This window comes from Micromonospora sp. NPDC005254, from assembly GCF_042872525.1.
In the GTDB taxonomy this organism is placed as follows: domain Bacteria; phylum Actinomycetota; class Actinomycetes; order Mycobacteriales; family Micromonosporaceae; genus Micromonospora.
Genome location: NZ_JBIAKM010000012.1, coordinates 36,106 through 49,606 on the forward strand (window position 1 = coordinate 36,106; position 13,501 = coordinate 49,606).

Genomic DNA, 13,501 nt, shown 5'->3' on the forward strand with positions numbered 1-13,501 from the left:
GATCGCAGCACCAACCATGATGCCAACAACGATCATCGATGCTCAAGGACTCGCAACCGTGCACGAGGTCGTTAGGCGTCCTCATCTCGACCGTCTCACCAGTTCAGACTGGTTCAGGAGGTTCCGCGTTCTGCTGAGCGTGGCCTTGGCCGTGGCCAGCCAGTAGGGCGAATGAACCTCGGTCCAGATGGCCACCGCCACCTCGGCACGGCGTTGGGCGAGGTCCGGTCTTCCGGCGGACAACTGAGCTTCGGCCAGGCAGTGCAACGCGGCCGCCTCCCCCCAGCGGTTCGCCGCGGCACGGTAGACCCAGAGGCATTCGGCCAGCACGCGCCGGCCCTCGACCTCCTTGCCCTGTCTGACGAGGACGTCACCGAGCCAGCACCTGGCGTGCGTCGCGCTCAACTGGTCGCCCAGCGACAGGCTGATCCGCTCGGCGGTGCGGTAGTGCCGTTCGGCGGCGGTGTAGTCGCCGCGCAGCCGGCTGACCTGCCCGAGGCAGCGCCACGCCTGCGCCTGCCCCGGCAGGTAGCCGATGGCCTCGCTGCGCCGCAGGCTCTCGTCGAACACCGCCACCGCTTCGTCGCGGCGTCCCTGCTCCATCAGCGTGACACCAAGGCCGGTCGTCGCGTAGATCAGGCAGTTGTCATTGCCGGCGGCTTCCGCGAGGTGGATGGCCCTGACGAAATGTTCCTTCGCTTCGGCGTACCTGCTCTGCAAACGGTAGAGGTAGGCCAACCCAGCCGAGGTGCTGGCGATGCGCGCCTTGTCGGAGGGATCAAGCATCCCGATCGCTGCGCGGTAGTGGCGTTCCGCTGCCGGGTAGTCGTCCACGATCGTCGACAGTTCACCCAGGTTGCGCCGCAGGCTGGCCCCGACCGGGCCACCAGCCACCGACCCCATCGCGCGGCTGTGCAGGTGCAGCCAGTCGTCGAAGTAGCCCGACAGCTGCATGAATGGCGCAAGGGCCACGATCAGGCCAGCTGCAGGAAGCGGCACGGACGGAAGCATGTCTTCGGCGAGCGTCTTGAGGAAACCGTACTCGTCCCGGAACCAGGCAAGCGGGTCGTCCAGCACCGCGTCACGTGTCTGGACGCTGAACGACCAGGGCGGGGCAGCGAACGGCACCTCGTCGAAGTCCGTGTTGATCCGGATGCCGGCGGCGCACGCCAGGCCCAACGCCCCGCCGAGCATCCGCAGCCTCGCCCGCTCCGTCTGGACCGGCGTGAGGATCTGCGCCGCCTTGTCCCGTGCGAACGTGGCGACCAGGTCGTGCATCCGGTAGCGCGGTGCCGCGTTGCCGGTGTAGCGCACGAACAGCAGATGCAACTCCGCCAGGTCGTCGAGGAGCTTCGTCGCGTCGGCCGGCGAGATGTCCATCAGGGCCGCGAGTGCCCACGGGGCGACGTCGACTGTGTTGATCTGTGCCAGATAGGACAGCGTCTCCTGCTGGTTTTTGGACAGCGCCGCATACGTCAGCTCGATGCTGGCACGTACCGCCACATCGCCCACCGTCAGCTCATCAAGCTTTCGATGCTCGTCGGCGAGGGCTCTGGCCAGAGCGCCCAGAGGCATGTCCGGGCGAGCGGCCAGGCGGGCCCCGGCGATCCACACGGCCAGCGGAAGCCGGTCGCAGCGGTTGACGATCTGGAACGCGGAGGATTGTTCCCGGGCGACCCGCTCCTCACCGATCATGCGTTTGACCATCTCCAACGCTTCCGGCTCGCTGAGCAGCCTCAGCGGCACCCGAGAGCCGTCCAGCCCGGGTAGGACGCTCCGGCTGGTGACGATGGTGGCGGTCTTCGACCCCGAGGCGATCAGAGCCTGGACATCCCGGCCCGCGGCGGCGTTGTCGAGAACGATGAGCACGCTTCGCTGGGCGAGCAGGCTGCGGTAGAGGTTGATGCGCTCCTCGAGCGCGGCGGGCACGGAGTGGCTGCTGACGCCGAGGGCGCGGAGGAAGACACCGAGAACGTGCCAGGAGACGCCCGACTGGGGGTGCGGGCCACGCAGATCGGCGAACAGTTGTCCGTCCGGAAAATGCTCGACGGCCAGTTGCGCCAGCCGGACCGCGAGGGTCGTCTTTCCCACCCCGGCCGGGCCGGTGATCACTACCGTACGCGCGCTCTGCCCGTCGGCGCGCAGGATGTGCCCAGCTCGGGTTAGTTCCGCCTTCCGCCCCACAAACGAGGTCGGCCCACTCGGCAGCAGATACGGTGTGACCAGGTCCGCCCTGGTGGTGGCGGCACCGGCAGCGGCGGCGGCCTCCCCCGCGACCTCCAACTGAGCCAGCTGACGACGCAGGCGTACCCATTCAACCACCTCGTTCGGCGGCAGTTCACACGCCTCCGCGATGGCGATCACGATGTCCAGGGACGGCAGTGTCGGTCGAGCGAGCGCCGAAGCCAGGGTGCTCGCGGGCAGGACTCGCCCTCTCTCCCGGGCCAGACGGGTCAGATCCCGGAAGGAGCGCCCCGACCAGGCTTTCAGCTGGCGGAGCGCTGCCACATATTCCTCTGCGGTGGTCGCCGTGCTGGGTACCGGTGCTCGATCTGGCACGGTGGGGAGTGTAACTGGCTCGATTTACCTTGCGATCGTGTTGAGCTCGTTGGTCGGGTGATTCAGGAAGCCCTCGGGCGCGTGTCGTCGCCGGGATCAGACGCCGCAGGCCAACGTGGTCGTCGATGTCTTGGACGCTCCGGTGGCGGCGTTGTAGATCGCACCCTTGAACGTGTGGCTGGCCGTACCCGAGCACGTGTGACTTGTAGAGCGGCTCCTGTTGCCACTGAAGCTGGAGTAGTTCAGCAACTGCCAGCTCGCGCCGTTCCAGACGTAGAGCTGCGTCTCCCAGCTGGAGGAGCTGCCGCAACCCGACGTGGTACCCGTGGTGACAGCACTTCCGGAGCTATTGACCGGCGTCGAGATGGTCCAACTGCAGGCCGCCTGGGCGGGCAGGACGGCGGCCAGCGACGCCCCGACCCCCAGCACGGACGCCCCCGCCACCACGACCCCCCGTTGCCACAAAGTGCGCGTCATGGTCGATCCCTTTCAGATAGCTGCTCGGTATTCACGGTCGGACAAAACTCGAATCAGTTGATCGGCGACGTGTCCAACACCCGCGCCGCGTTGCGTGCTCGCGTGCGCAGAAGCACGGACGCCGTTTCGACGTCGGATCCGTGCTCCGCGAGAATGTCATTCTCGAACTCGGCGATCAGATACCTGAGGACGCCGGTCAGATTGGTCTCGGTGCGGCAGGCGCGGTCAGTGACCACGACGGCGACCTCCTCGCTGGACGGCGGCGTGCTCGGCTGCGCACCCCGGGCGTTCCACCGTGGGTCGGAGGCCGCGGCGTCCGGATCGCGGTAGTGGTGGCCGTCCCGGGCCATGCACTCGCTCCACGCCCGCAGCACCGACCGGTAGCGCGCGTCGGCCATGGCTCGGTCCGCAGCCTGGCTCTCAAACCATTCGAAGGTGAGGTGTGGCTCCACGGTGGGGTCGACCGCGGCGAGGACAGGTCGCTCCGCGGTGCCGTTTATCTCACGCTCGGCGGCACCGTCGCAGCCTCCGGTAGGCACGGCCAACGCACCATGCGAGGCGGTCTGGCCGAAGTAGACCGCGGTCTGCTCGGCGGGGATCAGCAGGTGCCTCCTACCCCTTCGGGCGGCGGCGGACATGTCGTCGGCGAAACCTGGTGGGCCTACGTAGCCGTACTCGCGTACGTCGTACATTCCCTGCCAGTAGAGCTGCGTCGCGTGCACCGGATATTTCAGCGGCGACGCCTGGGGCACGTCCAGTCGCAGGCCGAACCCCGCCATACACTTCTCAATCAGCTTGTAGAGCGCGCGCGACACCTGGACGCCACCCTCCGGTGAGAGCTCGTACCTGTCGAACGGCAGGCTGAGATCCACCGCCACGCCGGGCTCGTGGGATATCAGCGGCACGGATGGCACCTCCGCCTCGGGCGCGGAACAGCCCACCAGCAGGATGGCCAGCAGGGCCAGCGCCACAATGCGTCTCAGCCACGACATCGTCGCTCCCTCGAATCGAGGTGGCCTGCCCCGTACGGGACAGGGCAGGCCACCAACCACTACTTCCAGGTGGACGCGCCGCCGTAGTAGACGGTGCCGGAGCCCGGGTTGCGGCTGTACTTGGCCTGCACGATCGAGGTCTCCGTGTCCCGAACCCCGGCGGTGTAGTCCGGGGACCAGCCGGTGCTGCCGTCGCGCCGCCCACACTGGTAGAGGCTGTTGTTCGGGGTGTACTTCCAGATCAGCGCCACCAGGCCGCTGAACTCGGGGTTGTAGACCTTCGCCCAGGCGAACCAACGTCCGGAGTACTGGCCCTGGTTCACGCGGATGTAGGCGCCGCCCGCGCCCGGGATGGTGTACTGGGTGCCCGAGACGGCGGTGATGTTGCTGGCCAGGTTGGGATTGGACAGCCAGTTCCCGCAGAACGTCGGTTCGTCCGCCATCGCCGGCGGCGCTGCCGCGAAGGTGGCACCGGCTACCGCGAGAAGTCCCGCCATCACTATTGTCGCGAACCTTCTGCGCATCACTGCTCCCCTTCGTCGCAAACTTGCGGTGGTCGGGCTTAGCCCGCCGCCGTGACTGGGGAACAGTTTTGCCGCTGCCTGAGCCCTGGAGAGCTGTCCCGGACGACTCCGGACGGTCTCGGACGATCTCGAACGGAGTCCGGTGCCCGGACCCGGTCACCGCCGAGCTGGCCGCGGCCGGCGTGAAGACCGTGAAGAAGCCAAAGGAGTGGCCGCACAAGGGCCAGATGGTGCGCGTCGACCAGCTGGAGACGGCCGATGGCGAAAAGGCCGACCCGGAGGCGGTGAAGGCGCTCGACGGGTGCGCCGCCGTCATCGAGGAGCGGTGGGACTCGAAACGCATTCGTCGTTGCCGCATGGCCGACTGCCGTCAACGAAGATCGATCCGAGTGGCATCCCTGGGGGTGCCGGCCTGCCGTTGTTAGAACGGCTATCCCACGGGAAGCGCCCTGACCAGGCACTTCTGGCTGGTGACCTCTTCGGCTCCGCCGAAGAGGTCACCACCGTAGCTAGACTTGCGCGAGCTTCAGAGTTGCGCTGAGCGTCATCGGCGGTGGGGCAATGGGTGTGTCGCCCCCCGACACGACCCCCCTCGTTCACGGCCAGATTGTCGCAGCGGGGAGGGGCGCGCCGTTCCCTTGGTGACGGGTGTTTCGCTGATGGGGGAGCGGGACGCCGTGGACCTGGCGACGCCCGGTCGGCCCCCGTTTACCCCCCGAAAAACCCCGCCCGTGGTTGACAACCAGTGACAAGCAACGACCATCGCCTGAACGCGTCTGCGCAGCTCAGCGCCCATCCCTGACAACCGATGACAAGGTTGGGGTGGTTACGGATGGTAACAAGGGGTTCTGACAAGCAATGACAAGCCCTGAACGAGGCTCGACAAGAGGTTGTCTTGGGTTCAAGTCACTCGTTTCCCTGAGCGCTTGATGCCGGGTCGGCGCCGCGGAAGGCGCGTCGCGACGAGCTTGGCCGCAGCGCACTGCAGCGAGCGAACGCCGCGGCCCAGCTTAGATGGGCCGCCGGGAGGCGGTTCAGGTGCTGTACTGCCGACGTAGCGAGCAATCTCGGTGGGTCGTCTTCGAAGGTGGTTGAGGCTGGCCACCGCCGTATCTTTGGTCCACACAACCACGAGACTCAGCGGTGGCTGCTCCATGCCCACGGACAAAACCACACCGCCACAGCAGGTCAGAACGGATGTCCTGCTGGGAGTACTAGCTTTCCTGCCCGCCGTCAAACGGGCGGAGACCCGCCAGCGGAAGATCGGCGAGTTCGTCGCGATGCTCGCCCGGCAGGAGACGATCCACCCGCAGAAGGCCAGGCCCGCCATGTCGCCGTGATCGACCGCCGGCCGGGCCGGGCAGGGTGCCTCGGCCACCGCGCGGCGAACCGTCCGGGCCGGCGGTCACCGGCCGGCCCGGACGGTTCGCCGCCGGGCCTACTGCTCCAGCGTCGGGTAGTCGGTGTAGCCACGCGGGCCCGGCGTGTAGAAGGTGCTCTGGTCCGGCTCGTTCAGCGGCGCGCCGATCTCCCACCGGCGGGGCAGGTCCGGGTTGGCCAGGAAATTCCGGCCGACCGCGACCAGGTCGCCAAGGCCACCGTCGACGATGCGCTCCGCGTCCGCCCGGGTGGTCACCGAGGCGAAGCCGTCGTTGGCGATGAACGGACCCCCGAACCGGCGCCGCAGGTCGACGATCAGGTCGCTCGTCGGGTCGGCCAGGGCGTGCAGGTAGGCCAGGCCGAGCGGCGCGATCGCGTCGACCAGCGCGCCATAGGTGGCGGCCACGTCGGCCGCGTCCTCCTCCACCACGCCCTGGATGTTGTGCGAGGGCGAGATCCGGATGCCGACCCGGTCGGCGCCGACCGCCTCGACGACGGCCCGGGTCACCTCGATCACCAGCCGGGCGCGGGCCTCCGGGGAGCCGCCGTACCCGTCGGTCCGCAGGTTGCTCGACGGCGCCAGGAACTGGTGCAGCAGGTAGCCGTTGGCGGCGTGCAGCTCCACCCCGTCCAGGCCGGCATCGACGGCGTTGCGCGCCGCCCGGACGAACTCCTCGACGATCCCCGGCAGCTCGTCGCCGCGCAACTCCCGCGGCACCGGGTACGCCTTCATCCCGTCGCGGGTGAAGATCTCGCCCGGGGCGGCGATGGCACTGGGCGCCACCGACTCCAGGCCGCCCTTGTTGTCGGGGTGGCCGATCCGACCCACGTGCATCAGCTGCATGACGATCTTTCCGCCGCCCGCGTGCACGGCGTCGGCGACGGCCCGCCAGCCCTCGACCTGCTCGGCAGAGTGGATGCCCGGCGTGTCCGCGTAGCCCTGGCCGACGGCACTGGGCTGGGTGCCCTCGGTGATGATCAGGCCGGCCGGGGCGCGTTGGCCGTAGTAGGTCGCGGAGATCTCCTGCGGCACCTGACCCTCGCCCGCGCGGTTGCGCGTCAACGGTGCCATCACGATCCGGTTGGTCAGTTCCAGCTTGCCCAGGGTGAACGGGCTGAACAGGGCTGTCATCGTGTCTCCGCTTCGTCGTCGAACGGACGTCTTGGGTACGCTGGCGTCCCGGCACTGATCAACTGGATAGCTCGGCCGACGATTCCCGGACGCGCCGTGACGCACGTCTCGGACCCTGGCCCCGTCGGTCCCAGGATGGGTGGGACCTGGTTGCGCCCGCCCGAGGCGGGCACCGTACGAGGTGCCGGCGGGCGCTCCGACCGGCGGAGGAAGAACCATGATCGGCGACAAGCTGCCCGGTGGCACCTACCGGATGGGTGACCTCACCGTCACCCGGTTCGGCTACGGCGCCATGCAACTGGCCGGCCCTGGCGTCTTCGGGCCACCCAAGGACCGGGCCGCCGCCGTCGACGTGCTGCGCGCGGCCGTCGAGTTGGGCATCCGGCACATCGACACGTCGGACTACTACGGCCCGTACGTCACCAACGAGAGCATCCGGGAGGCGCTCGCGCCGTACCCCGACGACCTGCACATCGTCACCAAGGTCGGTGCCCGCCGCGACGAGCAGGGCGGCTGGCCGCCAGCGCGGACGCCGGCCGAGCTCACCCAGCAGGTGCACGACAACCTGCGCCGCCTCGGCCTGGACGCGCTCGACGTGGTCAACCTGCGGGTCGGCGGCATGAACTCGCCCGAGCCGGGCTCGATCGCCGAGCAGTTCGGCACGCCCGCCGAGCTGCGCGAGCGGGGCCTGATTCGGCACCTGGGGCTGAGCACGGTCACCGCCGAGCAGCTCGCCGAGGCGCAGTCGATCGCCCCGGTGGTGTGCGTGCAGAACTTCTACAACCTGGCCAACCGGCACGACGACGAGCTGGTCGACGGCACCGCCCGGCAGGGCGTCGCCTTCGTGCCGTACTTCCCGCTGGGCGGCTTCTCCCGCTTGCAGTCGGACGTCCTGGAACGGGTCGCGGAGGGCCTCGGGAGCACGCCGATGTCCGTCGCGCTGGCGTGGCTGCTGCACCGCTCGCCGAACATCCTGCTCATCCCCGGCACGTCCTCGGTCGCGCACCTGCGCGAGAACATCGCCGGCGCGGCCCTGGACCTGCCCGCCGACGCGCTCGCCGCACTGGACGCGGTGCGGGTGATCCGGGCCGTACCGAGCACTTACCCGATGGATCGATGCTGTTGATCGGTTCGATCTTCCGGTTAGCGGTAGACGTGGCAAGGGTTGCCGATAAAGCCAAGGCGCACCGGGACCGCACGTCGCGGCATCCGGTCCCGGTACGGAATCGGTCTGTGGCCTCTCGTCGCACGGAGTTGACTAGCGCTTATTGGATCGAGCGGCGATGATGGCAGCGATGAGCATTGCTAGTCCTATCGCCCCGATGGCCAGTAGCACTTCCTCAACCGAGGACTGGTGCTCGGTGATGTCGGTGACCCACAACTGGTTCGGCCCGTTGCGGGTGAACTGCCGGTTGACCAGGTCGAGTGCCACGTCATCGCGTTTGGCTCGCCGCCATTTCGGCCGGCCCATGGCGCCCACCAGTCCGGCACGGCGAATGGAGCATCTCCACGGCACCGTGACCGACTACGATCCCTCGCCCCAGACGCAGCTCAGCGTGCACTCGTCGGGCACCGTAGTTGGCTCGCGACTGCTGATGGATCTCGGTAATCAGCCCGGTAAGCCAGGCGTGCCGCACCGCACGCGCCGACATCGGCCGGGTCAGCCACTCGTAGTAGCCCGACGTCGACACGTCGTCCACCCGACACGCCACCTCCACCGGAACGCCTTCGGCGGCCCTTCTTAAAACACAAGGTAACCAACCCTCCGGCAAACCGGGGGAACCTCACGGTGGTTTCGCCGCCTAAGCAGCCCGGCGTACGGGTCGCAGCAGGGTGAGAGCGCGGAGGGCGTCGGCTCGGGAGATGGGCTGGTCGTCGTCGGAACCACAAGGTCGGTGACCGGGTGGTGGGGTTGGCAGGTCCGTGAGTTTTGGCGGCTTAGCGTTCGATTGCCTGGGACAATGTCTGTATGCAGGGTTTCGAGCGTGCGGACCGCAATCAGCGAGGCAAGCCCACCGTGACGGATGAGCTGCGCGGCCTCAGGGCCACGATCTCGGCCGCCGATGACCAGGGACCACCAGCTATCTGCTGGCGAAGATCAGCGACGTGACCATCGGCTTGTGGATCAGTGAATGTGAGCAGCAAACCAGCATCGCCACTTTGGTCCGATCCAGCTTCGGCCAAGGGACGGCCTGAGGAGGAAGAGCATGCCACCACGAGGAGAGGTCACCCCCACACGCCCCCAGGCAGTGGCGGGAGCCGCCGTCGCCGAGGTGGTGGGGACATTCATGCTCACCTTCTCCGGTACCGCCACCCTGCTTGCCACCCACAAGCTTCACCCCCTCGCGGGGATGAACGAGGTGGCCATCAGCCTGGCCTTCGCCCTGGGCACTGTGGCGGCCATCTACGTGTTCGCCACGGTCTCGGGCGCTCACATCAACCCGGCCGTCACCGTGGCCCTCGCCACGGTGAGGGAGTTTCCCTGGCGGATGGTACCGGTCTATATCGTCGCTCAGTTGATCGGCGGGACCTTGGCCGGGCTGATGAACTGGTTCATGTTCGGGAGTCGGCTCCGGACGGCCCTGGTCCTTGGAGCCACCAAGCCCGGCCCGGGCGTCGGGTGGGGCACGGCACTGTTCACCGAGATCGTGATCACTGCCGTGCTGTTGGTGGTCGTCATGGCCACCGCGGTTTATCATCGCTCTCCCGGAGGGGCGCTGCCCGCCGGGCTGGCCATCGCGTTCTGGATCGGGGCAGCGATCTTCCTGGCCCTTCCGGTCTCGGGAGGTTCGTTGAACCCGGCCCGGACCCTGGGCCCCGACATCGCCGCGGCCTCCTTCCCCTACTGGTGGGTGTACCTGGTCGGCCCGGTAGTGGGCGCGGTGGCCGGAGCAGTCTTGTGGAAGTTCGTCCTATCCAAGGGGCAGCTCGAACAGGTCACTCACTAACGACCTCGTGCACAGTTGGTGGCGCGATGATGAGCGCGTCTCGGCGAACGTAAGGTGCGGCGGGTAGTGCCCTACGCCGCCGGGTGGTGTTCTCGCTGCGGCCGGCGCGGGGATCCGGAACCCGGTGAACGCCGACTTCGGCGGCGACCAACGGCGACGACGGCTCGACAGCTGCACCCGTCAAGCGTGCCTGGGTCCCCGGACACGGGCAACACAACAGGCCCGCTCACCGACACCGGACAGGGGCGAGGGCTTCCGGTCGTGCCGCCGGGGCCGGCGCCACTGCCGACGTTGCCTCCACCTGCGGGTCAGGCGCCCGATGGCGTGTTGTTCGACCTGGCGCGTCCCGATGCCGTCGGGCGGGTTACCGCCCGACCGCTGCTGCGCGCCCTGGGCTGGACTTCCGGCCTCGCCCTGCACGTCGACGTCGTGCACGCCGCCGTGCTCATCACCCCGACGCCAGACGGCGCGCACGTCGTGGGCGCCGGCCGGAAGTCTGGCGACCCATCGCCCCGGAGCCGCTGCGACCAGTGCCTCTGACCTCCCGCCTCAGGCATCAACGATCTGCCATTCCTGGCTGATCTCGCCGCTGACCGTTTGCTGGACCGCCATGGCGCCGTCCGCGGTGGAGCCGCCCTCGACCCCGACACACCAGCCATTGCTCACGTTGACGAACCGGTAGTACCCGCTGGTTGTCGCCGGGACGAGATTCCACCACTGGTTACGTCCGCCGTTGTCGGCCCATTGAACGAGTGCCGCGCCCTGGCCCGAGCCACCTGGACTGTCCAGGACTTTCCCGCTTTTGACACCGGAGAGCCGGAATGAGCCATCGCTGTTGGGTAGCAGCCGCCACTGCTGGTTGGCCGCGCCAGTCCACGGCCACTGGATGACAGCTGCCCCGTCCGTGGTGGAGCCGCCGTTGACGTCCAACACCTTTGCGCTGCGCCGGTTGACCAGTCGAACGACGCCGCCGCCGGCGGCGGCTGGCAGACCTACGACAACCTGTATCTGTTGTCCGGCCGTCAACGAGATCACCCGGGCATGCGGGCCGAGCGGCGAGGGGGTGACCGTTGCGGAAGTGGTGATGGATGCCATCCCGCGCCGGCTGATGAGGGTAATCGCCTGGGTGATCGTTGAGGTGAGTGCCACGGTTACTGAGCGACCAGGCAGATCCCAGGAGAGGCTGTGAATGCGGACCTGGTTGCGTCCGCGGACCCCGGTGATGGTGCCCCTGGCGAGCTGGCCGGGCACGGCGGGCAGCAGCTCGAGGACGCCGGGCCTGGTGTACACGAGCGCTTCGCTGAGCACGGCCGGCAGCGTGTTGGCCGCATCGGCGTTGTAGGTCTCCAGGTTCGGGTTGTGTGCTGTCATCAGCGACCGGAAGATCATGTTGTTGCCGATGATCTTCCGGAGGTTGTTGTAGACGCCGGCGGCGTCCTTCAGCCGAGCGGAGGCAAGGGCTCGATGCAGGCTGCCGTGCGCTGAGGTGTTCTCGTCACCGCGCAGCGCTAGGGCCCTGAGCGCGGCGGTGACCAGCCCGGGCGCGTCCTCGGGATTGATCTCGTGCAGGGGCCACGCGCCGTACAGGTGATGGACGTGCCGATGGTTGTAGCGATCCGTGAGTCCCGGCCAGGACCATTCGGCGAGGGCGCCGCTGCCGTTGACCGTGTAGGGCGGGATCCTCGCCAGCAGGGCCGTCCAGCGTGCGACACCTTGACCGGCACCCTGCTCGACACCGAGCGCGTTGGCAGCCTCGACAGCCGCCCGCAGGGCGTGTCTGCCGGCCTGGATGTCGCCGGTGGCGTTAATCGCCAGCAGGACGTTCGTGCTGGCCGGCGAGTTCTCCATCGAGAACGACGGCACGAACACCACCCGGCCGGCCGAATCGGTGCGGGTGAGGAAGTCCTCGTAGAACAGTGCTAGCTCCATCAGCGCCGGTCCCAGCTTTTCAGCCAGAAACGTCCGGTCCCCGGTGACCTGGTAATACTCTAGTAGCGGATAGAGCAGCCAGTCCGCGCCACCGGTCCAGCACTGGCCCGGGAAGCCGGGGTCGAAGTGCAGCATGTACCCGTACTCGCCGTCGGTTCGCGATGGGGCCAGGAAGCCGCGGGCGCCGTACAGGTTGCGAGCGTTCGTGCGCCAGTGAGCGAGCTGACCGAGGATCAGGCTGAAGTAGCCCTGCATGGCATCGGTGAGGTCGAGAATGTTGCCGCCGGCGACCTGCAGGTTGATGTTGGCATCGGTGGTGAAATCGTCGGCCCAGGCGCCGTTCCAGGTGCCGGCCCAGATTCCGGTCAACCGCGGCGGCAGCACGCCGCTGGAGCTGATGAACAGGTAACGGCCGCTGTCGTAGAGGCGCTCCAGCAGGGCCACATCGATGGTGTTGCGATTGGCGTTCTGCCGGGCGATCAGCTCGGTGGTCGACAGCTGCCGGTCGGCGGCGGAGACGTTCAAGTCCAGGCGGGAGCGGTCGTACATCGCCGCGTGCAGGGTGACGTGCCGGGTCCGCAGCTCGGCATAGTCGGCGCGCACCGCGGCCAGCGCCGCGTGCAACGGCTTGCTGTCCCAGGCCGTGGGTGACTCGTAACGGTCGAGTTTGGTCAGCAGGAGGAGCCTGGTTGCCGCGGTGACGACGATTGTCGACCCGTTCGCGGCTACCGTGCCACCGCTGGCGACGATCCGGGTGACGCCCTCGAAACCGAACGCGCCCTGCCCGGACGGGTAGGTGCCGCGCAGGTTCAGGTAGCCGGAGCCGTCAATGACGCTGGCCAGGGTGGTGAAACGGACCGAGCCGGGGACGCCCGCGAGGGAAGTGTTGGCGCCCAGCGTCGCGTCGATCGATCGGCCGGATGCCGGGGCCAGTTCGTGTACGACGACGTTGTCGGCTCGGGAGGCGAAGGCGCAGCGGGTCCAGGTGCCGTTGCTGTCGGCCCAGGTGGAGGTGACCTCCCCGGTCCGGAAGTCGGTGATGCGGGCGTATCCGTTGGCCGTGGTCATGCCTGGCGTGCTGATCTGCAACTCGAAGCCGGGGTGGTAGGTCTGGGTCCAGCGCAGGCTCCAGCCAGCCGCGAAGTCCGTGTTGGCTCCGCCGTAGTTCCCGGCCAGCGCCTTGTCCCGCACGCCGGCCAGCCGCCCTGAGATTACTGGCGGGGTCACACCCCGGCTGCCGTTGGGCAGCACGAAGCGGTGGTAATTGAAGATTACCTTCTCGAGGGTCGGCGTTCCGTACAGGACGGCGCCGTACTCGCCGTTCCCGACGAGGAACCCGTCCGTCCAGTTTGTCGCTGCGGTCGCGTCGTAGATCCCGCGCTCGGGCAGCGTGACCTGAGGCGCAGCGGCGGCGGCCCGTCCGGTGCCCACGGCCGGGATCAGGGCCGCGGAGCCGGCGGTCAGCGCGGCGGTGGCGAGGAGGCGCCTACGGCTCACGGGTAGGTCTGTCATCAGAAGTTCCTCTCGACACCGAGGCTGGAGGGTTGTGCGTCATGTCGG

13 protein-coding genes are annotated in these 13,501 nt (G+C 68.2%); 5 read left to right on the forward strand and 8 right to left on the reverse strand.

Translation table 11 applies throughout. The features are described 5' to 3' along the window. Positions 1 to 81 precede the first annotated feature (81 nt). From ACFYPR_RS29500 to ACFYPR_RS29515, 4 genes are all read right to left on the reverse strand, one after another. A complete protein-coding gene (locus ACFYPR_RS29500; RefSeq protein ID WP_387263722.1) occupies positions 82 to 2,559 on the reverse strand; it encodes a tetratricopeptide repeat protein in 2,478 nt (825 codons plus the stop codon). A gap of 96 nt (positions 2,560 to 2,655) precedes the next feature. Continuing rightward, the gene (locus tag ACFYPR_RS29505; RefSeq protein WP_354859691.1) at positions 2,656 to 3,036 is read right to left on the reverse strand and encodes a hypothetical protein; all 381 of its coding nucleotides are present in this window, start codon (positions 3,034 to 3,036) and stop codon (positions 2,656 to 2,658) included. Positions 3,037 to 3,089: 53 nt separating this feature from the next. After that, positions 3,090 to 4,007, reverse strand: a complete 918-nt coding sequence (locus ACFYPR_RS29510; protein WP_387183121.1) for a hypothetical protein — start codon at positions 4,005 to 4,007, stop codon at positions 3,090 to 3,092. Positions 4,008 to 4,087: 80 nt separating this feature from the next. Next, positions 4,088 to 4,552 (reverse strand): hypothetical protein, encoded by a 465-nt coding sequence (locus tag ACFYPR_RS29515; RefSeq protein ID WP_354859687.1) that lies wholly within the window; start codon positions 4,550 to 4,552, stop codon positions 4,088 to 4,090. A gap of 182 nt (positions 4,553 to 4,734) precedes the next feature. On the opposite strand from ACFYPR_RS29515, the gene ACFYPR_RS29520 reads away from it, so the two are divergent. After that, positions 4,735 to 4,977, forward strand: a complete 243-nt coding sequence (locus ACFYPR_RS29520; protein WP_354859684.1) for a hypothetical protein — start codon at positions 4,735 to 4,737, stop codon at positions 4,975 to 4,977. Positions 4,978 to 5,706: 729 nt separating this feature from the next. Further along, entirely contained in the window at positions 5,707 to 5,892 is a 186-nt protein-coding gene (locus ACFYPR_RS29525; RefSeq protein WP_354859720.1) for a hypothetical protein, read from the forward strand. Positions 5,893 to 5,990: 98 nt separating this feature from the next. Here the strand turns inward: ACFYPR_RS29525 and ACFYPR_RS29530 are convergent, their stop codons facing one another. Then, positions 5,991 to 7,064 carry an alkene reductase gene (locus ACFYPR_RS29530; protein WP_387263724.1) on the reverse strand — a complete coding sequence of 358 codons (1,074 nt, stop codon included), beginning with the start codon at positions 7,062 to 7,064 and terminating at the stop codon, positions 5,991 to 5,993. Positions 7,065 to 7,281: 217 nt separating this feature from the next. On the opposite strand from ACFYPR_RS29530, the gene ACFYPR_RS29535 reads away from it, so the two are divergent. Then, a complete protein-coding gene (locus ACFYPR_RS29535) occupies positions 7,282 to 8,190 on the forward strand; it encodes an oxidoreductase (RefSeq protein WP_363940548.1) in 909 nt (302 codons plus the stop codon). Between the two features lie 132 nt (positions 8,191 to 8,322). Here the strand turns inward: ACFYPR_RS29535 and ACFYPR_RS29540 are convergent, their stop codons facing one another. Then, entirely contained in the window at positions 8,323 to 8,496 is a 174-nt protein-coding gene (locus ACFYPR_RS29540; protein ID WP_354859676.1) for a hypothetical protein, read from the reverse strand. Position 8,497: 1 nt separating this feature from the next. Next, complete coding sequence (locus tag ACFYPR_RS29545) at positions 8,498 to 8,716, reverse strand: IS3 family transposase (protein ID WP_355066032.1); 219 nt, start codon at positions 8,714 to 8,716, stop codon at positions 8,498 to 8,500. 555 nt (positions 8,717 to 9,271) lie between these two features. Here ACFYPR_RS29545 and ACFYPR_RS29550 point away from each other — a divergent pair. After that, positions 9,272 to 10,012 carry an MIP family channel protein gene (locus ACFYPR_RS29550; RefSeq protein WP_354859675.1) on the forward strand — a complete coding sequence of 247 codons (741 nt, stop codon included), beginning with the start codon at positions 9,272 to 9,274 and terminating at the stop codon, positions 10,010 to 10,012. Between the two features lie 324 nt (positions 10,013 to 10,336). Further along, positions 10,337 to 10,552, forward strand: coding sequence for a hypothetical protein (locus ACFYPR_RS29555; protein ID WP_354859672.1), 216 nt, complete (start codon positions 10,337 to 10,339; stop codon positions 10,550 to 10,552). Between the two features lie 9 nt (positions 10,553 to 10,561). Here ACFYPR_RS29555 and ACFYPR_RS29560 read toward each other — a convergent pair whose 3' ends face one another. Then, complete coding sequence (locus tag ACFYPR_RS29560; protein WP_387263727.1) at positions 10,562 to 13,453, reverse strand: glycoside hydrolase N-terminal domain-containing protein; 2,892 nt, start codon at positions 13,451 to 13,453, stop codon at positions 10,562 to 10,564. Positions 13,454 to 13,501 lie beyond the last annotated feature (48 nt).